The sequence below is a fragment of the Tepidicella baoligensis genome (genome assembly GCF_013432195.1).
GTDB lineage: Bacteria > Pseudomonadota > Gammaproteobacteria > Burkholderiales > Burkholderiaceae_C > Tepidicella > Tepidicella baoligensis.
In genome coordinates this window covers 18440-40070 of sequence record NZ_JACCDB010000004.1, presented here as the reverse complement: position 1 = coordinate 40070, position 21631 = coordinate 18440, and the positions used below count along the sequence as shown (strand labels likewise).

21 protein-coding genes and 1 pseudogene are annotated in these 21631 nt (G+C 64.5%); 15 read left to right on the top strand and 7 right to left on the bottom strand.

The window, feature by feature from the left end; all coding sequences use genetic code 11:
* Positions 1 to 10: 10 nt before the first annotated feature.
* The 4 genes and pseudogenes from HZS63_RS06270 to HZS63_RS06250 all read right to left on the bottom strand — a co-directional run bounded on the left by HZS63_RS06270 (position 11) and on the right by HZS63_RS06250 (position 4439).
* Entirely contained in the window at positions 11 to 1225 is a 1215-nt protein-coding gene (locus HZS63_RS06270) for a thiolase family protein (protein ID WP_246316219.1), read from the bottom strand.
* Positions 1226 to 1256: 31 nt separating this feature from the next.
* Positions 1257 to 1724: pseudogene (locus HZS63_RS06260) on the bottom strand (thiolase family protein); the annotation flags it as partial.
* Between the two features lie 15 nt (positions 1725 to 1739).
* Positions 1740 to 3611, bottom strand: coding sequence for a feruloyl-CoA synthase (locus tag HZS63_RS06255; RefSeq protein ID WP_180683202.1), 1872 nt, complete (start codon positions 3609 to 3611; stop codon positions 1740 to 1742).
* 33 nt (positions 3612 to 3644) lie between these two features.
* Positions 3645 to 4439 (bottom strand): crotonase/enoyl-CoA hydratase family protein, encoded by a 795-nt coding sequence (locus HZS63_RS06250; protein ID WP_180683201.1) that lies wholly within the window; start codon positions 4437 to 4439, stop codon positions 3645 to 3647.
* 243 nt (positions 4440 to 4682) lie between these two features.
* Between HZS63_RS06250 and HZS63_RS06245 the strand changes: the two genes are divergently transcribed.
* Both HZS63_RS06245 and HZS63_RS06240 read left to right on the top strand, forming a co-directional pair.
* Positions 4683 to 5312, top strand: a complete 630-nt coding sequence (locus HZS63_RS06245) for a TetR/AcrR family transcriptional regulator (RefSeq protein ID WP_180683200.1) — start codon at positions 4683 to 4685, stop codon at positions 5310 to 5312.
* 42 nt (positions 5313 to 5354) lie between these two features.
* Complete coding sequence (locus tag HZS63_RS06240; protein WP_180683199.1) at positions 5355 to 6224, top strand: amidohydrolase family protein; 870 nt, start codon at positions 5355 to 5357, stop codon at positions 6222 to 6224.
* Positions 6225 to 6240: 16 nt separating this feature from the next.
* Here the strand turns inward: HZS63_RS06240 and HZS63_RS06235 are convergent, their stop codons facing one another.
* Both HZS63_RS06235 and HZS63_RS06230 read right to left on the bottom strand, forming a co-directional pair.
* Positions 6241 to 7029, bottom strand: coding sequence for an enoyl-CoA hydratase/isomerase family protein (locus HZS63_RS06235; RefSeq protein ID WP_180683198.1), 789 nt, complete (start codon positions 7027 to 7029; stop codon positions 6241 to 6243).
* Between the two features lie 14 nt (positions 7030 to 7043).
* Complete coding sequence (locus HZS63_RS06230) at positions 7044 to 7850, bottom strand: IclR family transcriptional regulator (protein WP_425505919.1); 807 nt, start codon at positions 7848 to 7850, stop codon at positions 7044 to 7046.
* 155 nt (positions 7851 to 8005) lie between these two features.
* On the opposite strand from HZS63_RS06230, the gene HZS63_RS06225 reads away from it, so the two are divergent.
* The 9 genes from HZS63_RS06225 (at position 8006) to HZS63_RS06185 (ending at position 16834) form a co-directional block, all read left to right on the top strand.
* The gene (locus HZS63_RS06225) at positions 8006 to 8962 is read left to right on the top strand and encodes an MBL fold metallo-hydrolase (RefSeq protein ID WP_180683197.1); all 957 of its coding nucleotides are present in this window, start codon (positions 8006 to 8008) and stop codon (positions 8960 to 8962) included.
* A gap of 17 nt (positions 8963 to 8979) precedes the next feature.
* Complete coding sequence (locus HZS63_RS06220) at positions 8980 to 9522, top strand: VOC family protein (RefSeq protein WP_180683196.1); 543 nt, start codon at positions 8980 to 8982, stop codon at positions 9520 to 9522.
* Positions 9523 to 9553: 31 nt separating this feature from the next.
* The gene (locus HZS63_RS06215) at positions 9554 to 11158 is read left to right on the top strand and encodes an FAD-dependent oxidoreductase (protein WP_180683195.1); all 1605 of its coding nucleotides are present in this window, start codon (positions 9554 to 9556) and stop codon (positions 11156 to 11158) included.
* An 18-nt stretch (positions 11159 to 11176) separates the two neighbouring features.
* Entirely contained in the window at positions 11177 to 11383 is a 207-nt protein-coding gene (locus tag HZS63_RS06210; RefSeq protein ID WP_180683194.1) for a DUF2783 domain-containing protein, read from the top strand.
* Positions 11384 to 11390: 7 nt separating this feature from the next.
* Positions 11391 to 12707 carry a fumarylacetoacetase gene (fahA, locus tag HZS63_RS06205; RefSeq protein ID WP_180683193.1) on the top strand — a complete coding sequence of 439 codons (1317 nt, stop codon included), beginning with the start codon at positions 11391 to 11393 and terminating at the stop codon, positions 12705 to 12707.
* Between the two features lie 254 nt (positions 12708 to 12961).
* The gene (locus tag HZS63_RS06200) at positions 12962 to 14002 is read left to right on the top strand and encodes a TRAP transporter substrate-binding protein (RefSeq protein WP_180683192.1); all 1041 of its coding nucleotides are present in this window, start codon (positions 12962 to 12964) and stop codon (positions 14000 to 14002) included.
* An 84-nt stretch (positions 14003 to 14086) separates the two neighbouring features.
* The gene (locus tag HZS63_RS06195; RefSeq protein ID WP_180683191.1) at positions 14087 to 14608 is read left to right on the top strand and encodes a TRAP transporter small permease; all 522 of its coding nucleotides are present in this window, start codon (positions 14087 to 14089) and stop codon (positions 14606 to 14608) included.
* 1 nt (position 14609) lies between these two features.
* Entirely contained in the window at positions 14610 to 15926 is a 1317-nt protein-coding gene (locus HZS63_RS06190) for a TRAP transporter large permease (RefSeq protein ID WP_180683190.1), read from the top strand.
* On the top strand, positions 15926 to 16834 hold the full coding sequence (locus tag HZS63_RS06185; RefSeq protein ID WP_180683189.1) for an NAD(P)-dependent oxidoreductase: 909 nt from the start codon (positions 15926 to 15928) through the stop codon (positions 16832 to 16834). The genes HZS63_RS06190 and HZS63_RS06185 overlap by 1 nt, the downstream gene beginning before the upstream one ends.
* Position 16835: 1 nt before the next feature.
* Here the strand turns inward: HZS63_RS06185 and HZS63_RS06180 are convergent, their stop codons facing one another.
* Complete coding sequence (locus HZS63_RS06180; RefSeq protein ID WP_180683188.1) at positions 16836 to 17759, bottom strand: LysR substrate-binding domain-containing protein; 924 nt, start codon at positions 17757 to 17759, stop codon at positions 16836 to 16838.
* 132 nt (positions 17760 to 17891) lie between these two features.
* On the opposite strand from HZS63_RS06180, the gene HZS63_RS06175 reads away from it, so the two are divergent.
* From HZS63_RS06175 to HZS63_RS06160, 4 genes are all read left to right on the top strand, one after another.
* Positions 17892 to 18584, top strand: a complete 693-nt coding sequence (locus HZS63_RS06175) for a substrate-binding domain-containing protein (protein WP_246316202.1) — start codon at positions 17892 to 17894, stop codon at positions 18582 to 18584.
* Positions 18585 to 18618: 34 nt separating this feature from the next.
* Positions 18619 to 19659 carry an amidohydrolase family protein gene (locus tag HZS63_RS06170; RefSeq protein WP_180683187.1) on the top strand — a complete coding sequence of 347 codons (1041 nt, stop codon included), beginning with the start codon at positions 18619 to 18621 and terminating at the stop codon, positions 19657 to 19659.
* A 20-nt stretch (positions 19660 to 19679) separates the two neighbouring features.
* On the top strand, positions 19680 to 20363 hold the full coding sequence (gene ligK / locus HZS63_RS06165) for a 4-carboxy-4-hydroxy-2-oxoadipate aldolase/oxaloacetate decarboxylase (RefSeq protein WP_180683186.1): 684 nt from the start codon (positions 19680 to 19682) through the stop codon (positions 20361 to 20363).
* A gap of 329 nt (positions 20364 to 20692) precedes the next feature.
* Positions 20693 to 21631, top strand: coding sequence for an amidohydrolase family protein (locus HZS63_RS06160; RefSeq protein WP_180683185.1), 939 nt, complete (start codon positions 20693 to 20695; stop codon positions 21629 to 21631).

Sequence of the window (21631 nt, the reverse complement as noted above, 5' to 3'; positions counted from 1 at the left end):
GGTGTGAGGTTCAAGCCGCGTCCGGGTTTTCGATCAGCAGCGCTATGCCCTGGCCACCACCCACGCAGGCGCTGCAGATGCCCCAGCGGTGGCCGCTGCGGCGCAGCTCGCGGGCCAGGGTGATGGTCAGACGCACGCCGGTGGCGGCCAGTGGGTGGCCCAGCGCGATGGCACCGCCGTTGACGTTGAGCCTGGTGAGGTCCAGGTCCAACTCGCGGCCCACGGCCAGGGTCTGGGCACCCTGGGCTTCGTTGATCTCGAAGCGGCCGATGTCGGACAGTTGCAGGCCAGTGCGCTCCAGCAGCAGGCGGATGGCCGGGGCCGGGCCGATGCCCATGATCTCGGGCGGCACGCCCACGGCGGCGGCGGCCACCACACGGGCGGCGGGCTTCTTGCCTTGTGCTTTCGCGTAAGCCCCCGAGGTGACGATGCACGCCGCTGCCGCGTCGACCAGCGCGGAGCTGTTGCCGCCGGTCTGCACGCCGCCTTCGTACACCGGCTTGAGCTTGGCGAGCACTTCCACGGGTGAGGGGCGCGGGTGGGTGTCGCGGTCCACGCTGGTGACCTTGCCTTGCAGCTTGATGCCCCGGGTCTTGTAGCCTTCCAGTTCGAACTTCTCGGTCACCACCGGCACGATTTCGCCGTCGAAGAAACCGGCTTCCTGAGCGGCCACGGCCTTGGCGAAGGAGTCGCTGGCGAAGCGGTCCACGTCCTCGCGGCTGATGCCGTACTTCTTGGCCAGGTTCTCGGCGGTCTGAATCATGTTGATGCCAGCGGCCGGGTCTTTCAACGCCTCCCACATGTAGTCCTTGAAACCCACCGGCGCACCCAGCTTGAAGCCGGTGCGGTGGTCGAAGGCGGCGATGGGGTTGCGCGTCAGGCTCTCGGTGCCGACCACCCGCGCGGCGTCGCACACACCGGCTGCGATCTGCTCGCCGGCTTGGCGGGACAGCTCGAAGCCGGTGCGGCGGTCGAAGGCCGCGATGGGGTTGCGCGTCAGGCTCTCGGTGCCGACCACCCGCGCGGCGTCGCACACACCGGCTGCGATCTGCTCGCCGGCTTGGCGGGACAGCTCGAAGCCGGTGCGGCGGTCGAAGGCCGCGATGGGGTTGCGCGTCATGCTCTCGGTGCCGACCACCAGCGCGGCGTCGCACACACCGGCTTCGATCTGCTCGCCGGCTTGGCGGAACAGCTCGAAGCCGGTGCCGCAGATGCGTTGCGCCATGATGGCCGGCACTTCTTGCGGCACCCCANGCCTCCCACATGTAGTCCTTGAAACCCACCGGCGCACCCAGCTTGAAGCCGGTGCGGTGGTCGAAGGCGGCGATGGGGTTGCGCGTCATGCTCTCGGTGCCGACCACCAGCGCGGCGTCGCACACACCGGCTTCGATCTGCTCGCCGGCTTGGCGGAACAGCTCGAAGCCGGTGCCGCAGATGCGTTGCGCCATGATGGCCGGCACTTCTTGCGGCCCCCCAGCGTACAGGCCGATGTGGCGCGGCAGGAAGAACTGGTCGAAGTCGCCGGGTGCCATGTTGCCGGTGATGACGGAACCGATGTCGGCCGGGTTGACGCCGTTGCGGGCCAGCGCTTCACGGGCGGCTTTGATGCCCAGGTCGGTGGGCGAAATGTGGCCGAGCGCGCCGCAGTAGTCCACCATCGGCGTGCGCACGCCGTCCAGCATCCACACGTCGTTGAAGGCGTTGAAGAATCCCTTGTGGGCCATGGTTGTGTGTCTCTTTCAGTGCGTTTGGGGCTTGAGGATGTGGTGCAGCCGGTCCTCGTGCAGAGCGGTCACGGTATCGGCGCGGTGCGTGAGCACGGCGCGCTGGTTGATGGAGCCTTTGTCGGTGACCTCGCCTCGGTCAATGGTGGGCGGGTCGGCCAGCAGGCACAGGCGTGCGATGCGGTTGGCGCTGCCAGTGGCGGTCTTGGCCAGTTCGTTCACCACGTTCTGGAAATAGGCCAGCACCGGGGCGCTTTCCAGCACCTCGTGCATCGATGCGTCAGCAGGCAGGTTGGCCAGTTCGCGCACCTTGGGTGTGGGGAACACCATGGCGCCCACTTCCTTCTGGTTCAGACCGGTCAGTACCACGTCCTGGATGTAGGGGGCGCCTGCAGCGATGATCTTGGCACGCAGCGGCCCCACGCTCACAAAGGTGCCGGTGGCGAGCTTGAAGTCCTCGGCGATGCGACCGTCGAACTTCAGACCCAGGTGGATGTCGGTCTCGTCGATCCACTTGACCGCGTCGCCCGTTTTGAAGAAGCCTTCCTCGTCGAAAGCCTCGGCCGTTTCCTGGGGCATGCGCCAGTACCCCGGGGTGATGTTGGGGCCTTTGTAGCGCACCTCGGTCTTGCCATCGATGTCCACCAGCTTGAGTTCCAGGCCCGGGGTGGGCAGGCCCAGGTCGCCCGCTTTCACATAGGGGTTGGTCACGAAAATGGCGAAGGGGCCCGATTCGGTCATGCCCAGGCCGGTGCCCATGACGATGCGCTGGCCGATCTCGCGCTCCTCGCTCTCGTACAGGCTGTCCCACACAGGCTGGGCCAGCGCGGCGCCGGCGTAAAAGAACATCTTCACGCGCGACAGCAGGGTCTTGCGCAACAGGTCGTCGGTCTTCATGGCGTTGGCAATGGCCTCGAAGCCCGTGGGCACGTTGAAGTACACGGTGGGCGCGATCTCGCGCAGGTTGCGCAGGGTTTCGTGTATCAGCGCGGGCGTGGGTTTGCCGTCGTCGATATAGAGCGTGCCACCATGGAAGATTACCATGCCGAAGTTGTGGTTGCCCCCGAAGGTGTGATTCCAGGGCAGCCAGTCCACCAGCACCAGGGGTTGCTCCGCCAGCACAGGCATGGACTGCACCATCTGCTGCTGGTTGGCGCACCACATGCGTTGGGTGTTGATGACGGCCTTGGGCAGCTTGGTGGAGCCACTGGTGAACAGGAACTTGACGATGGTGTCTGGCCCGGTGGCGGCCATGGCCGCGTCCACGGCGGGCGTTTCGGGAGTGGCGGCCAAGTCGGCGAAACGGGTGCTGTCCAGTCCGTCCAGCTTGCCGTCGGCCAACACGATTTCCACGCCTTCACCGGCCACGGCACGCAGGGCCTTGCCGTAGCGCGCCGCATCGCTGGCAAACAGCATGCCCGGCGTGGTGATGCGCACCGCGTGCTTGAGCTTGTCGTAGTCGGTGCTGATGAGCGAGTAGGCGGGCGAGATGGGCACGTAAGGCACGCCCGCGACCATACAACCCAGGGCCAGCAGCGCATGCTCCAGGCTGTTTTCCGACAGGATGGCCACCGGGCGCTCGGTGTCGAGGCCGCGGTTGATCAGGCCCTGGGCAATGCGGCGCGCGGTGGCCCACGCTTCGGCGTAGCTGATGTGGCGCCATTCGCCCAGTGCGGGTTTGCCATCGGCATCCACGGTGGGCTGGCGGCGCGCCATCCAGGTGCGGTCGGGTGCGGTTTCGGCCCAATGGCGCAGGCGATCTGTCAGGCGTTCGGGGTAGGGCAGCAGTTCCTGATCGGCGCGCAGGTAGTGCGTGCCGGTGGGGCCGTCGCGCAGCACAGCGCGGGTCACCCCAAAGGGCATCGGGCGGAAGGTGGGAGGGCTCATCTTGTCTCCTGCTAGGGCGGGTCGGGTGGGGTATCAGCCTTTTTGCACCTTGGCGGCCTTGCCTTCCAGGAAGGCGCGCACGCGTTCTTTCGCTTCCGGTGCGGCCTGGGCGATGGAGGCCATCAGCGCTTCGGTGAAGAAGCCGTGGTCGGCCGGCTGTTCGGCAATGCGCGGCAGCGCGTGCATGAGCGCGTAGTTGGTGAGCGGCGCATTGCTGGCTATGCGCTGGGCCAGTTCCAGCGCCTTGTCCAGCGCGGTGCCCTTGGGCACCAGGTATTGCGCCAGGCCGATGCGTTCGCCATCCACGGCGTCATAGACGCGACCGGTCAGCATCATGTCGGTCATGCGGGCAGCACCGATGAGCTTGGGGATGCGCACCGCACCGCCACCGCCCACGAAGATCCCGCGCGTGCCTTCGGGCAGCGCGAAGAAGGTGGTCTCGTCGGCCACGCGGATGTGGCAGGCGCTGGCCAGCTCCAGCCCGCCGCCCACGACCGCGCCGTGCAGGGCGGCAATCACCGGGACCGCGCCGTGTTGCACCTGATCCAAGGCGTTGTGCCACATGCGAGAGTGGTGTACGCCTTCGCCCGCATCCCGTTCCTGCAGTTCCGACAGGTCCAGCCCGGCGCAGAAGTGCTCGCCTTCGCCGTGGATGACGGCGGCTCGCGCCTCGGCGGGCAGGTTCTGGAAGGTGTCGCGGATGGCGAGGATGAGGCCGTCGCTCAGGGCGTTGCGCTTGCCCGGACGGCACAGGCGGATGACGGCGACCGGGCCTTGCATCGTGAGCTGCACAGCGTCGGTGGCAGAGGGGGTGGGGCGAGGGCGCATAAGGTTTGGCTCCTGATGAATGGATTCATAAAGTTATAAAATATAATCAAAAAAATCCAAAAAAGCAATCGCTGGTGAACAGTACACGCAGCGAAGACAGGTGATTTGATTTCAATACATATCTGTATGTTTTCGAGAATGTACCCATCTTCACCCGGTCCGTGCATCCGGGTTAACACCAGGTGTCTGGGTCGGAAACAGAGGCTTCGGCCGAGCCGTGAGGCAACTATCATGGGTGGCACCATGAATGCCTCATCTCCCGTCTTTGCCTCAGCCCCTACCGGGAAAAGCGCCGCTCGCTCCAAGGATGCCAAGCTGACGCCGCAGGATTGGCTGCGTGGTGCCGCCGATCTGCTGGTCGACAAAAGCATCGATGGGGTCAGAGTGGATGCACTGGCGCGCCTATTGGGCGTGACCCGGGGGAGCTTTTACTGGCACTTCGCCGATCGGGAGGATTTGCTGCAGCGTCTTTTGCAAAGCTGGAAACAGGTGCAGACGGAACAGGTGATTGCGGCACACGGTGCCCGCTCAGGCGATGCACGCACGGTGATTCGCGAGCTGACGGAGTTGCCGTTTCACGGGGTGTCGGCGCAGCGCGGCGGGGCCGTGGAGCTGGCGATCCGGGCCTGGGCCCGTCGTGACGACATGGCCCGGGCCGTGGTGGACGAAGTGGACGCCTTGCGTCTGCGCTACATCCAGAGCACCTTTCGCGAGTTGGGCTTTGCTGAGCCCCAGAGCCGACACCGGGCCTTTGTGCTCTATGCCTACATGCAGGCCGAATCTCTGTTCCGCGCCCAAGGCAGCGAGGACGACAAGGTTGCACGCCGCCGATTTGTCGAGCGGTTGCTGACCTCCAAGACGCTGCCGTATTGAACGTATGGGCCCGTGACGACACCTGTGAGCTGAAAGATACCCATGAAACATCAAGACCTGATCGCCATCGACATCCACACCCATGCCGAGGTGAGCTGCTGGAACCCGTTCGACAACTACGGCGAGGAATACGACCGTGCCGCCGACCGCTACTTCGGCAGTGACCGCCGGCCCACCATCGCCGAGACGATCGCCTACTACCGGGAGCGCAAGATCGGTCTGGTCATGTTCACGGTGGACAGCGAATCCAAGCTGGGGCGCCGGCGCATCCCCAACGAGGAAATCGCTCAGGCTGCTCGTGAGAACAGCGACATGATGATCGCGTTTGCGAGCGTCGATCCGCACAAGGGCAAGATGGGGGCACGCGAGGCCGAACGGCTGATCAAAGAAGAAGGCATCAGGGGCTTCAAGTTTCACCCCACGGTGCAGGGCTACCACCCCTACGACAAGATGGCCTGGCCGATCTACGAGGTGATCAACCATTACAAGCTGCCGGCGATCTTCCACACGGGGCACAGCGGCATCGGCAGTGGCATGCGCTGTGGGGGTGGGTTGCGGCTGGAATACTCCAACCCCATGCACCTGGACGACGTGGCCATCGACTGGCCCGACATGCAGATCGTGATGGCGCACCCGAGCTTCCCCTGGCAGGACGAGGCGCTTTCCGTGGCCATGCACAAGCCCAATGTGTGGATAGACCTGAGCGGCTGGAGCCCGAAGTACTTCCCCAAGCAACTCATTCAGTACGCCAACACCCTGCTGAAGGACCGGGTGCTGTTCGGCAGCGATTTCCCACTCATCACCCCCGAGCGCTGGATGAAGGACTTCGAGGTGGCGGGTTTCAGGCCCGAGGTGATGCCCGGCATCCTGAAGGGCAACGCGGTGCGTTTGCTGGGCCTGGATCCGGTCTGAGCGGCATGTCGTGGGGTCAGCGGCCGTGAAACACCGGCGCCCGGCGTTCGGCAAAGGCCTGGCGCCCTTCGGCGAAGTCCTGGCTTCGCAGGGTCATGGCCTGACGCTGGCCCAGTTTGTCGGCGTCGTACAGGCCGTTGGCGATTTCGCTGAGTGAGCGTTTGGTGGCCTGCGCGGCCAGTGGTGCCAGCCGCGACACATCGGCCACCAGCGCCGCCACGGTCGGCACGAAGTGCTCGGTATCGGCCACCTCCATGAGCACACCCAGTTGCAGCAGCTCCTCCACCGGCAAGGGGCGCGCCGTCAGGAAGGCGCGGCGGGCGGCGTTGACCCCGAAGTTGGCCACGTAGCGGCGCAGCCCGCTGGGGTAGTAGTGCAGGCCCAGTGCCGCAGCGGGCATGCGGAATTCGCTGCCGCTCAGGCCTACGCGCAGGTCGCAGGCCAGCGCCATGTCGGTGGCGCCGCCATAGACGCTGCCGTTGAGCGCGCCGATCAGCACCGGGCGCAGGCCGGCCAAAGCTTCCACGGTTTGCTCGAACAGCTGGGTGTCCTGGCTGTCGCCCTCGAAACCGCCCACATCGTACCCGGCGCAGAACACCGGGCGCGGCTGCCCGGCGGTGTTGGCGGTGAGTACCGCTACGCGCACCGAGGGGTCGGCATCGATGCGCTGGCAGTGGGCGATGAGCTCGTGCAGGTCTTCGGGCTGCAGGCGGTTGCGTTTGTCCGGGCGGTTGATCCACAGGGTGGCCACGCCATCCTTGATGGTGAGCACGGGAGGTGTGGACTGGTCGGGGAGTGTGGTCATGGGATGCGAGCGATTCATCGATGGTGTGCGCCCAGCCGCTGGGACAGGCTCGTTGCCACGTCGCGCAGGGCTTGGGCTTGGGGGCCGCCGGGCCTCAGGTCCAACATCTTGCTCGGTCCGATAGCGGCGATGGCCAGCACCAGCCGACCAAAGCCGTCGAACACCGGCACGGCCATGGCGCTGATGCCCGGCAGCAGTTCGTCACGCACCTGGGTGATGCCCGTGGCGCGGATCTCGTCGAGTTCGGCGGCGAAGGCAGGGTCGTCGAGCTCACCGGCCAAACCTTCGCGCTCCAGCGCTTGCGCCACTTCAGGCCGTGCCCGGTAGGCGGCAAAAATCTTGCCCGTGCCGGTGTGCCGCAGCGAGGCCGGAATCCCATGCCGCATGGCCACGTGAACAGGGGTGGGGCCTTCTTCCACGCGGATGATGACCGGTCCCTGCGCGCCCCACACGGCGGCAGAGACGGTGCAGCCGACGCGCTGCGCCAACCCTGGCAGCTCAGCGATCGCGAGACGCACCGGGTCCACTTGCTGCAGGCTGATCAGCCCGAGTTGCATGGCCAGTGGGCCCAGCCCGTAGTGGCCACTGACAGGGTCCTGTTCGATCAGCCCCAGCTTGCCGAAGCTCACCAGATAGGGGTGGGCCTTGGCCGGCGTCATGTCGGCGGCTCGCGCCAAGTCTTTCAGTGCCATGCGCCGGCCGGTGTGGGCCAGTGCCTTGAGCAACTGACCGCCCACCTCCACGCTTTGTATGCCGCGTGACGTGCGCTCCTCCGGCTCCTCCATCGCTTCCGGTTGCGGGTTGTGTTTCATGGTGTTCATGCGTAGATTGTCACTCTGCCCCGGCCGATGTCGGAGCAGGGTTCGGGTTTTCACCTAAACAAATCTATTTGTCAATGGTGAATTTCAAGGTAAGATTGCGTCATTGATCAATAGCGAATCGATTCGTTAATGTTGAATTTTAGGAGTGATTGCTCATGAGCGCCAAAACGTTTGCCTCCGCGGCCGACCTCGAAGAAAAGAAGGTCACCTTCGAACAGATTTCTGAACACGCCTGGGCCTACACGGCCGAGGGTGACCCGAACACCGGCGTCATCATTGGTGACGATGCCGTGCTGGTGGCCGACACTCAGGCCACGCCTGCCATGGCCGCCGATGTGATCCGCCGCATTCGCCAAGTCACCGACAAGCCCATCAAGTATGTGGTGCTCACCCACTACCACGCCGTGCGCGTATTGGGCGCCAGCGCCTACCAGCCGCAGCAGATTCTGGCCAGCCAGGACACCTACGATCTGATCGTGGAGCGTGGCGAGCAAGACAAGGCCAGCGAGATCGGGCGCTTCCCGCGCCTGTTCCGCAACCTGGAGACCGTGCCCGAAGGCCTGACCTGGCCAACCATGACCTTCACCGGCAAAATGACCCTGTGGCTGGGCAAGCTGGAAGTGCAATTGCTGCAATTGGGCCGAGGCCACACCAAGGGTGACACCGTGGTGTGGCTGCCGCAGGAGCGCACGCTGCTGGCGGGTGACCTGGTCGAATTCGACGCCACCCCCTACGCCGGGGATGCCTACTTCCAGGACTGGCCGCAGACGCTAGACAACATCGCCAAGCTCAAGCCGCTGGCCTTGGTGCCCGGCCGTGGTCCGGCGCTGCGCGGCGAAGCGCAGGTGCAAAAGGGGCTGGAAGTCACGCGCGCCTTCATCAGCGACCTGTGGGCCAGCGTGAAAGCCGGCGCCGATGCCGGGCTTGACCTGCGCAAAGTGTACGAAGAGACCTTCGCCAAACTGCAACCCAAATACGGCAACTGGGTGATTTTCAATCACTGCATGCCGTTCGACGTGACCCGTGCCTACGACGAAGCCACGGGTTACCCCGATCCCCGCATCTGGACCGCTGAGCGCGACCGCCAGATGTGGGAAGCCCTCGAAGGTTGATCACCCAGGAGACGACCATGAAAATCGATCGCATTCACCACGTTGCCTACCGCTGCAAGGACGCCAAAGAAACCGTCGAGTGGTACGTCAAGCACCTGAACATGGACTTCGTGCTGGCCATCGCCGAAGACCAGGTGCCCTCCACCAAGGAGCCGGACCCGTATATGCACGTGTTCCTGGACGCCGGGCAAGGCAATGTGTTGGCCTTCTTCGAGTTGCCCAATTCGCCCGAGATGGGGCGCGACACCAACACCCCGGCCTGGGTGCAGCACATCGCCTTCAAGGTGGACAGTCTGGAGACACTGGAGGCCATCAAAGCCAAGCTGCAGGCCAGTGGCATCGAGGTCATCGGCCCGACCGATCACACCATCTTCAAGAGCATCTACTTTTTCGACCCCAATGGCCACCGCCTCGAGTTGGCGGCCGACGTGGGCACGCCCGAGATGTACAAGCAGCTCGACGAAGTGAAGTGGGACATGCTCAACGAATGGGCCCAGACCAAGCGCGCGCCCAAGCACGCCGCCTGGATGCACGAGCACGAGTTCAAGGCACTGGACTGAACCGTTTGCCCTCTTTCTGCTGAAAAACACCATGCTCAAGACCTACACCTACCCCGAATACGCCTACCGGCAGAGCGAAGAGCAGCGCACAGGGACGCTCAAGCGTCACCCGGTGGTCATCATCGGTGCCGGCCCCGTTGGTCTGACGCAGGCGCTGGACTTGGCTTACCGCGGTGTGCCCGCCGTCATCCTGGACGACAACAACACCGTGAGCATCGGCTCACGCGCGGTGTGCTACGCCAAGCGCCCGCTGGAGATCTGGGACCGCCTGGGCTTGGGCGAGGAGTTTGCCGCCAAGGGCGTGCAGTGGAAAGTAGGCAAGGTCTTTTTCCGCGACGAACTGGCCTACACCTTCGACCTGCTGCCGGAAGACGATCACAAAATGCCGGCCATGATCAACTACCAGCAGTACCATCTGGAAGAGCGTCTGGTCAAAGCCTGCGACGAATCCCCGTTGGTGGACGTGCGCTGGAAGCACAAGGTATTGGCCGTCGAGCAGGCCGACGACTTCGCTACGCTCACCGTGGAGACGCCGGACGGCATCTTCAAGATGGAAGCCCAGTGGATCATCGCCGCCGACGGCGCCCACAGCGACACGCGCCGCATGATCGGCGCCGACTTCACCGGCCAGTTCTTCCAGGACCGCTTCCTGATCGCCGACGTGGTCATGAAGGCCGACTTCCCGACCGAGCGCTGGTTCTGGTTCGATCCCCCCTTCCATCGGGGGCAGAGCGTGCTGCTGCACAAACAGGCCGACAACGTCTGGCGCATCGACTTCCAGCTCGGCTGGAACGCCGACCCGGTGGAGGAGAAAAAACCCGAGAAGGTGATTCCCCGCATCCAGGCCATGCTGGGCAAGGACGTGGAATTCGAACTCGAATGGGTGTCGGTATACCAGTTCGCCTGCCGCCGCATCGACCAGTTCCGCCACGGCCGCGTCATCTTCACCGGGGATGCCGCACACCAGGTCTCGCCCTTCGGCGCGCGCGGTGCCAACACCGGCATCCAGGACTGCGACAACCTGAGCTGGAAACTCAAGGCCGTGCTCGATGGCGATGCCCCCCTGGCCCTGCTCGACACCTACCACGAAGAGCGCGCCTATGCGGCCGACGACAACATCGGCCACTCCACCCGCGCGACCGACTTCATCACGCCCAAGAGCCGCACCTCGCTGCGCTTGCGCAACGCGGTACTGGAACTGGCCCGTACCGAGCCGTTCGCCCGCCCGTTGGTCAACAGCGGTCGCCTGTCTACGCCCACACCTTACTTGGCCTCATCGCTCAACACGCCCGACAGCGACGTGTTTGCCGGCAAGATGCTGCCTGGCACCAACTGCGCCGACGCCCCCATCGAGCGCGACGGCCGCAGTGCCTGGTTGCTGGAACAACTGGGTCGAGGCTTTGTGCTGCTGAGTTTCGGCCCCGCGCAACCCGTGACCGTTGGCAACATCACCGCCCAGGTGCTGGAGGTGGGGCGAGACATCATCGACTCCAAGGGTGTGCTGACGCAACGCTACCATGGTCAGCGCGGCACCGTGTACCTGATCCGTCCCGACCAGCACGTGGCCGCACGCTGGCGCCGGTTCGACGCAGCGCAGGTGCAGACCGCCATGCGTCGCGCCCTCAAACTGCAATGAACAGGAGTGAGACTGACCATGGCACTCAACCGTGAGCCCAACATTCCCGATCAGGACGTTTTCTATGCCGAACTGATCAACGCCCAGCGTGACCTGAGCGACGAGCAGGCCGACATGATGCTGGCCAAGCTGGTGCTGATCCTGTGCAACCACATCGGTGACCGTGAGGTGTTGCGCGAGGCCATTGCCTTGGCGCGTGACAACACGCTCGCCTCTCCTGTCTGATCCGCGCATGACACCTCTCAACGAAACCCATGATCCGGCGCTGCGCAGCTGGGTGGCCACGGCCAACCAGGAGGGCACGGACTTCCCCCTGCAAAACCTGCCTTTCGCGGTGTTCCGTCGCCGAGGTGCCGCCGAGTCCTGGCGCGGTGGCGTGGCGATCGGCGACCAGATCGTCGATCTGGCCGCCGTGGCCCACGCCGGTGTGTTCTCCGGTGAAGCCGCTCAGGCCGCCCAGGCCGGGGCCCAGGACAAGCTCAATGCCTTGATGGCGCTGGGGCAGGGGGCCTGGTCGGCGCTGCGTCTGGCGCTGTCGCGGGCACTGCGTCAAGGCAGTCCCCAGCAGGCGGCTTTGCAGGCGTGTCTGGTGCCGCAGGCCGAAGCCGAATACGACCTGCCTGCCCGCATCGGCGACTACACCGATTTTTATACCTCGGTCTATCACGCCACGAATATCGGCAAGCAGTTTCGGCCCGACAACCCGCTGCTGCCCAATTACAAGTGGGTACCCATCGGTTACCACGGGCGTGCTTCCAGCATCGTCATTTCAGGCACCCCTTTCCACCGACCGAAAGGCCAGCTCAAACAACCCGATGCCGACGCGCCCGTGCTGGGGGCCAGCCAGCGCATGGACATCGAGCTGGAACTGGGTGTGTTCATCGGCACCGGCAACACCCTGGGCGACCCGATCGCCATCACCGAAGCCGAGCGGCATGTGTTCGGCATCTGCCTGCTCAACGATTGGTCTGCCCGTGACATCCAGGGCTGGGAGTACCAGCCGCTGGGCCCTTTCCTGTCCAAGAATTTCGCAACCACCGTCTCCCCCTGGGTGGTGACACTGGAGGCGTTGGCCCCGTACCGAACGGCGGTCGAGCGCCCGGCCGACGACCCGCAACCCCTGCCGTACCTGGACTCGCCGGCCAACCGCAGCGCGGGCGCCATCGACATCCAGTTGGAAGTGGGGCTGCAAACCCAGGCCATGCGCGAAGCCGGCCTGCGTGAGACCCGCATCAGCGCCACCAGTTACCGTCACGCCTACTGGACGGTGGCGCAGATGGTGGCGCATCACACCGTCAACGGCTGCAACCTCCAGCCCGGGGACCTGCTCGGCAGCGGCACGCTGTCCGGTCCCACGCTGGATCAAGCGGCCGCGCTGATCGAGCTCACCCAGGGTGGCAAGCAGCCGCTCCAACTGCCCAATGGCGAGAGTCGCACCTTCCTGCTCGACGGCGATGCCGTGGTGCTGCGCGGTTGGTGCGAGAAGCCGGGGGCTGCACGCATCGGCTTTGGTGAGTGCTGGGGCATGGTACTTCCCGCCAGGATGTGAGCGGTGCTTTCATGTGCTGGCACTCTGGTGTGGCAGATATGCTGAGTTGCTATATCAGATAGCGATCTTGCTGCCTTTGAAGGTTGGCCAGACTGGCCTACAGTCTGGTGCTGCCAGCGGCTGCTGGGATCATGGCATGCATCGGGTTTACCCTATGCATTGTTGGGCGTCATACTGTTATATTAAATAACATTGTGTCTGGCTTGCCGTCATCGCAGGCATGGCCTCCGTTGAAAATGGAAAGGAATTGATCCATGAAACTGTTGAAATTACGTACCCTGGGTGTTCTGTGTGCGGCGTTCACCGCCGCCAGCGCCATGGCGCAGACCGTCACCCTGCGCCTGCATCACTTCCTGCCGCCGCAGGCCACGATTCCGGCCAACGCGATCACCCCATGGGCGAAAAAGATCGAGGAAGAGTCCAAGGGCCGTCTGCGCGTCCAGATCTTCCCGGCGATGCAGATGGGGGGTACCCCGCCGCAACTCTACGATCAGGCCAAGGATGGCGTGGTGGACATCACCTGGACCGTGCTGGGCTACACCCCCAATCGCTTCGTTCGCACCGAAGTGTTCGAAATTCCCTTCATCGCGCCTTCGGGGCCCGGCGCCGCAGAAGCCACTTCCAAAGCGGCCTGGGAGTTCGTGCAAAAGCACGCCGCCGAGGAGTTCCGTGATGTCAAGCTCCTGGCCGTGCATACCCATGGTCCGGGCTTGTTCCACACCAAGAACCCGATCACGAGTCTGGAGAGTCTGCGCGGCATGAAGATTCGCGGTGGCACCCGCATCGTCAACAACATGCTGGTCAAGCTGGGCGCGACTCCCGTGGGCATGCCCGTTCCCGCCGTGACCGAGGCGCTGTCGCGCGGCGTGATCGACGGCACCACCATTCCTTGGGAGGTGGCACCGAGTTTGAGGGTCACCGAAATCGTGAAGAACCACACCGGCTTCGCGGGTGACAAGGGGCTCTACAACATGGCCTTTGCGTTCTCCATGAACCGCAACAGCTACGAGCGCCTGCCGGACGATCTCAAGAAGGTGATCGACAACAACTCGGGCTTGGAGCTTTCCGCCGCCTTTGGCCGCGCCATGGATGAGGGCGACAAGGTGGGCTACGAAGAGGCCCGCAAAGCCGGCAACAACATCATTACCCTGAGCGAAGCCGAAACCCGCCGCTTCCTGGAAACCGCGGCTGCGGTCGAGGCCGACTGGATCAACGAGATGCGTGGTCGCGGCATCGACGGAGCCAAACTGGCCGCCGAGGCCCGGGCATTGATCGCCAAACACCGCGCAAAGTAAACTTTCATATTTGAGTCCACTCGTAACGGGTGGGTGAACGCAGGCAGGGGCGACCCTGCCTGTTCTGCAATTGAGGTCTGCAACATGATTGCGTGGGTGTTTCGACTGTCCAAGTGGTCGGCCATCGTGGGTGGCATCCTGCTGGTGCTGCTCACACTGATGGTCGTGATCAGTGTCAGCGGGCGGGCGCTGATCGACATGGGTCTGGGGCCGGTGCCAGGGGACTTTGAGCTGGTGGAGATGGGCACGGCCATCGCCGTCTTTTTCTTTCTGCCCTGGACCTACCTGCGCGGCGGGCACGCGACGGTGGACATCCTCTATTCACACCTGCCGCGCTGGGCCCAGCGAGTGGTGCTGGCGTTCAGCGATTTCCTCATGCTGGTGCTGTGGCTGGTGCTGACCTGGCGCCTGTGGGACGGCATGCTGGAAAAACGCATGTATTTCGAGTCCACCTTCATCTTGCAGATACCGGTGTGGTGGGCCTATGCCCTGTGTTTGGTCGGTGCCGTCATCGGTTGCCTGGCCTACATCGCGAAAAACCTGATCATGTTCGGCCTGGCGTCTTATCCCGCCGGCTGGCCCGTCGAAGAAGCAAAGGAACATTGACATGTCCGGAATTGAACTGGCCGCCTGGTCGTTCCCCGTACTGCTGGCGCTGATCTTCATTCGGGTGCCGATCGGTCTGGCCATGGCGCTGTGTGGTCTGGTGGGCGCGTACTTCATCTATGGCACGCCGCTGCCCATCCTGAACCAGCTCAAGCAGGTCACGTACAGCACATTTTCCAACTACTCGCTGTCGGTGGTCCCGCTGTTTCTGTTGATGGGGCAGTTTGCGGCACTGGGCGGTTTGTCGCAGGCGCTGTTCAAGGCGGCTGAAGCCTGGATCGGGCACCGCAAGGGTGGTGTGGCCATGGCTGCGGTGGGGGCCAGCGCGGGTTTTGGAGCGATCTGCGGCTCGTCGCTGGCCACTGCCGCCACCATGGGCCAGGTGGCCCTGCCCGAGCTCAGGCGCGCCGGCTACTCGGGCGCCCTGTCCACGGCCTGTCTGGCCGCCGGCGGCACGCTGGGCATCCTCATTCCTCCGTCGGTGGTGTTGGTGATTTATGCCATCCTGACCGAGCAAAACATCGCCAAGTTGTTTTTGGCGGCCTTCGTGCCCGGCATTCTGGCGGCCATTGGGTACATGATCGTCATTGCCATCTATGTGCGGGTCAAGCCCGACAGCGCCGGCAAGATGGCGCCCATGCCCATGGCCGAGCGCTGGAAAGCCACCGTCAAAACTTGGCCGGTGATCGTGATCTTCCTGGCCGTGGTCGGGGGGATTTACACGGGCGTCTTCACGCCCACCGAGGGCGCAGCCGTTGGCGCCTTTGGCACCGGCATCGCGGCCTGGGCCGCTGGCGGGCTCAACCGCCGCACCCTGAGCGATGCCATTCTCGGTACGGCACTGGCCACCGGCATGATCTTCATGATCGTGTTGGGTGCCGGGCTCTACAACACCTTCCTGGCGCTGTCGCAACTGCCGCAGGAGTTGGCTCAATGGGTGTTGGACCTGGGCATGAGCCCCTGGCTGGTGTTGGCTTCGGTGTTGCTGATCTACCTGTTGCTGGGGTGTGTGATGGACTCGCTGTCCATGATCCTGCTGACGATTCCGATCTTCTTTCCCATGATCATGGGGCTGGATTTCGGCCTGACGCCTGAAGAGACGGCGATCTGGTTCGGCATTCTGGTGCTGATCGTGGTGGAGGTGGGGCTGATCACGCCGCCGGTGGGCATGAACCTGTTCGTGATCAACAACATGGCCAAGGGCATCCCGATCACGCACACCTATCGCGGTGTCACGCCGTTCGTGGTCAGCGATTTGGTGCGCACGGCGATCCTGGTGGCGTTCCCGGCCATCACGCTGTTTGCCCTGCGGCTCTGATGGACGGACAGCAGGCTTGGCGTGTCGGCCTCGTCGGTTACGGCGAGGTGGGGCGTATCTTTGGCCAGGCGCTGGCGGCGCAGGGCTTGGCCTGGGTGGGAGCCTGGGACCTGAAGTTCGCCCGTCCTGAAAGCGCTGAGGCTGCTCGTGCCCACGCCATGGCGCACGGGGTGCAAGCCTGTGCATCGGTGCAGGAGTTGGTGCGACGGTCGGATCTGGTGATCTCTGCGGTCACCGCATCCAACACCGGTGTCGTGGCCGAGGAGGTGGCGGCAGCGTTACGCCCCGGAACATGGTTGCTCGATTTGAATTCTGCTTCGCCCGGCACCAAGCAGCGTGCGGCAGCCGTTGTGGACGGAGCGGGCGGGCGCTACGTCGAGGCAGGGGTGATGACTTCCGTGCCGCCCTATGGCATCCGTGTGCCCATGTTGCTCGGGGGTAGCGGTGCGGCAGAACTGGCAACCGTGCTGCAGGGCTGGGGCATGGACGTCAGCGTCGTCTCCAGCCGTATTGGCGTGGCCTCGGCCACGAAAATGTGCCGCAGCATTCTGATCAAAGGGCTGGAGGCTTTGGTGATCGAGAGCTACACCACCGCCCGTCACTACGGGGTAGAGGATGCCATGATCGCGACCTTGCAGGAAACCTTTCCGGGGATCGACTGGACGCAGCAAGGTGCCTACTTCTTCAGCCGCGTGGCGCAGCACGGCCGGCGCCGAGCCGAGGAGATGCGCGAGGTGGCCCAGACGGTGCGCGAGGCGGGTTTCGAGCCCTGGATGGCCTCTGCAACCGCCGAAAAGCACGACTGGATGGCCGCGCAGGCTCGTGCCGGTCATGTCCCGGCCGATGGCCGGCGAGATCCCTGGCAGGCCTATGCGGATGGCCTCTTGGCCGGACGCGACAAGCGCTGAGTCAGGCCTGTGGTCTGATGCCCCCCAGCAGGGTTTGACAGGTCTGACGGATGAGGTCGATCGAGGCCTGCTGCGTCAGCGTGGTGGGGCGCTGCGAGCTGAGGGCGAGCGAGACGCGGATGTCGAGCGGGGGATCGCCAATCGGCCGCACCGTATAGGCCGACGGCCGCACCGTACTCGCCACGGCGTGCGGCGAGAGCACCGCGCAGCCCATGCCTTCGGCCACCAGATCCAGTATCGCCCCCACGCCGTCGATCTCCAGGGCGATGGTCGGACGCAAACCGCGCTGGGCCATTTCGGTTTCGATGTGCATGCGCACCGCGTTTGGCCGGCTGGGAATGACCAGCGGCCGCCTGGACACTTCGGCGAGGGTCACTGGTGCCGGGGGCGGGTCTTCCTGCAGCCCTGGTGTTCGGGCCTCCACCAGCACCAGGGAGTCGTCGAACAGCGGCTGCAGCTCGATCTCGGCCATGGGCTGCGCGTTGTAGAGCACGGCAAGGTCCAGTCGACCGTTCCCGACGGCCTCCACCATGCCTGCCGAGAGTCCTTCCGTGATCGAAAGCTGGGCCTGCGGCATCTGCCGCCGAAAAGCGCGCGTGAGCGGCACGGTGAGCATGCGGGCCAGGGTGGGCGGCAGCCCGATGGCCACGCGACCGGCCAGAGCGCCGCGGACGCGGCCCATTTCTTCTCGGGCACGTTCCACCTGGTAGAGAATGCCTCGACCATGATCCAGCAGCAACTTGCCCGCCTCGGTGGGGATGGCACCTCGGCCATTGCGCAACAGCAACGTCTGGCGCAACTCCACTTCCAGCAACCGCACCTGGCGGCTGAGCGCGGGTTGCGCCACCTGCAAAGCCGCTGCCGCCCGCGTGAAGCTGCCCATCTCGGCGACACGGACGAAATACTCGAGCTGTTTCAGGTCCATGGTGGAATTGTAGATAGCCTGTTTTGAGAAATGCCAATTCTTTATAGCTGATAGACGGGCCACTGCCTTGTGGACGATTCGTCGCTTGGCCACAATGTCAGCTGTTTGATGGCATTCGACCCCTCGCTACCCATGACCTCCCAACGGATCACCGGCATATCCTCCATGGCCACCCGGCAGGTGCTGGCCGAACTGGCGCAGGCGTACCGGCAGCGCTGTGGGGTGGAGGTGGTGATCGAGTCGGTGGGGGGGGTCGATGCGGCTCGGCGCGTGCAGGCCGGTGAGGCGTTCGATGCGGTGTTCCTGGCAGCCGATGCGCTGGACAAGCTGGCCGCTGCCGGACACGTGCTGCCGGACAGCCGTGTCAACCTGATGCGTTCCGGCGTGGCCGTGGCGGTGCGTGAAGGTGCCGAGCGCCCGGACATTTCCAGTGAAGCCACCCTGCGCAACGCCGTGCTTCAGGCCCGTTCGCTCAGCGTCTCCACCGGCCCCAGCGGTGTTGCCCTGCTGGCTTTGTTCGAGCGTTGGGGCCTGATGGAGACACTGCGGCCCCGCCTCGTCACCCCGCCGCCGGGCGTGCCGGTGGCCTCGCTGGTGGCCAGTGGCGAGGTCGAACTCGGCTTTCAGCAACTCAGCGAGATGTTGAACGTGCCTGGTATCGCCCTGCTGGGTGGCCTGCCGGCCGGCTGCGAGATCGTCACCGTGTTTGCCGGCGCGGTGGCCACGGCGTCCACGCAGCCTGACGCGGTGCGCGAACTGCTCACTTTCATGGCAGGCCCCGAGACGGCAGACGCCAAGCGCCGTCAGGGCATGGAGCCGGCCTGACCCAGCACCCTTTATACCCACTACAGGAATCCCCATGCGCAAACCCCTCATCATCGACGTGCACGGCCACTACACCACCGCCCCGGCGGCGTTGGGTGCCTGGCGCGATTTACAGATTGCCGCCCTCAAGGACCCGACCGTCGTCGCCGACCCCAAGGCGTTGAAGATCAGCGACGATGAGATTCGTGAATCCATCGAAACCAACCAGCTCGCCAAGATGCGCGAGCGTGGCAGCGACCTGACCATCTTCAGTCCGCGTGCCAGCTTCATGGCCCACCACATCGGCGACTTCAACACCTCGTCCACCTGGGCGGCCATCTGCAACGAACTGTGTGCCCGCGTGGCGCAGCTGTTCCCCGACCACTTCATCGGCGCGGCCATGCTGCCGCAGAGCCCCGGCGTGGACCCGGTCACCTGTATTCCCGAGCTGGAAAAGTGCGTCAAGGACTATGGCTTTGTCGGCATCAACCTCAACCCGGACCCTTCCGGCGGCCACTGGACCAGCCCCCCGCTGACCGACCGCCACTGGTATCCCATCTACGAAAAGATGGTGGAGTACGACATTCCCGCGATGATCCACGTCTCCACCAGTTGCAATGCCTGTTTTCACACCACGGGTGCGCATTACATCAACGCCGACACCACGGCCTTCATGCAGCTCATCCAGGGCGACCTGTTCAAGGACTTCCCGACGCTCAAATTCCTGATTCCGCACGGCGGCGGCGCGGTGCCTTACCACTGGGGCCGTTACCGGGGCCTGGCGCAGGAGCTGAAAAAGCCGCTGCTCAAGGACCACCTGCTGGGCAATGTGTTTTTCGACACCTGCGTGTACCACCAGCCGGGCATCGACCTGCTGACCAGGGTGATCCCGGTGGACAACATCCTGTTTGCCAGCGAAATGATCGGCGCGGTGCGCGGCATCGACCCCGAAACCGGCCACCACTACGACGACACCAAGCGTTACGTGTTGGCCACGCCCCATCTGACCGAGGAAGAGCGTTTCAAGGTGTTCGAAGGCAATGCGCGCCGTGTTTTCCCGCGCCTGGATGCCGCTCTCAAGGCCAAGGGTCTGTGATATCAACGAGGGACAGCACGATGTACGAATTGGGTGTGGTTTATCGCAACATCATCCGCGCCGACCGCGAGGTGACCGACCAACTGGCTGCCCTGGGCTCCGCCACCGTGCACGAGGCCATGGGCCGCGTGGGCCTGATGAAGCCCTACATGCGCCCCATCCAGCAGGACGTGAATGTGTCCGGTACGGCCGTGACCGTACTGCTGCAGCCCGGCGACAACTGGATGATGCACGTGGCCGCCGAACAGGTGCAACCCGGCGACATCGTGGTCGCCACCGTCACGGCCGATTGCAGTGACGGCTACTTCGGCGATCTGCTGGCCACCAGCTTCATGGCACGCGGGGCGCGCGGCCTCATCATCGAAGCCGGCGTGCGCGACACCAAGACCCTGCGCGAGATGAAGTTCCCCGTGTGGAGCCGCTACGTTTCGTCCAAGGGCACCATCAAGGCCACACTGGGTTCGGTGAACGTTCCCATCGTCTGTGCGGGTGCCTACGTGACGCCGGGTGACGTGATCGTGGCCGACGACGACGGCGTGGTCTGTGTGCCCAAGGCGTTAGCGGCTCAAACACTGGAAGCGGCATTGAAGCGCGAGGCCAATGAGGGGGCCAAGCGCGACCAGCTCGCTGCAGGCGTGCTGGGGCTGGACATGTACAAGATGCGGGAGCCGTTGGCGGCTGCCGGGTTGCGGTATGTGGATTGATCCCCGGTATGTGGGGGTTGATCGCTTTGATGTGTGGGGCGACCGTGGGGGCCCGCCATGGGGCTTAGCCGTCCCTGCGGGCCGGAATGGCGCCCCACAGCGGATCCCCACGGTCGCTGCGTTGCGTGTTGGCATACCTGGCCCATCCAGATTTTGGGCGCTTCGACATGCAGGCGGCAGGGCAGGGGTGCGGGGCCCGCGCTCATGCTGTCCTGCGGACAGGAAATCGCGCGAACCCCGCACCCCTGCCCAGTCGCCGGGGCCAACGCCAATGACCCACGAGAGCCACGCGCCACACGCTCAAACCACTCTATCGGAAGGAAGAACCCATGTCCAAACCCACCACGGGTGACTTCACCAAAACCGCTGGCTGGCTCGACTGGACCACCAGCCCCAGCAAGCCGAAATTCCAACTGCCCGCAGGTGCCGTGGACGCCCACTGCCACGTCTTCGGCCCCGGCGCCGAATTTCCCTATGCCCCCGAGCGCAAGTACACCCCTTGTGATGCCTCCAAGCACGATCTGTTCGCACTGCGCGATCACCTCGGCTTTGCTCGCAACGTGATCGTGCAAGCCACCTGCCACGGTGCCGACAACCGCGCCATGGTCGATGCCTGCCTGTCGTCGAACGGGAGAGCGCGGGGCGTGGCCACCGTCAAGCGCAGCGTCACCGACGAAGCGCTCCAACAGCTTCATGCCGCAGGCGTGCGCGGCGTGCGCTTCAACTTCGTCAAACGCCTGGTGGATTTCACCCCCAAGGACGAGTTGATCGAAATCGCGGGCCGTATCAGCCAGTTGGGCTGGCACGTCGTCGTCTATTTCGAAGCGGTGGACCTGCCCGAACTGTGGGATTTCTTCACCAGCCTGCCCACCACCGTGGTGGTGGACCACATGGGTCGCCCCGACGTGACCAAGCCCGTGGACGGCCCGGAGTTCGAGCTGTTCCTCAAGCTCATGCGCGAGCACGAGAACGTGTGGAGCAAGGTGAGCTGCCCTGAGCGCCTGTCGGTGACCGGCCCCAAGGCATTGAACGGTGAACAGGCTGCCTACCGCGATGTGGTGCCCTTTGCCCGCAGAGTGGTCGAGGAGTTCCCCAACCGCGTGCTGTGGGGAACCGACTGGCCGCACCCCAACCTCAAGGACCACATGCCCGACGACGGCCTGCTGGTGGACTTCATCCCGCACATCGCCCCCACGCCCGAGCTGCAAAAGAAGCTGCTGGTGGACAACCCGATGCGCCTGTACTGGCCCGAAGAAGTGAAAGGCTGA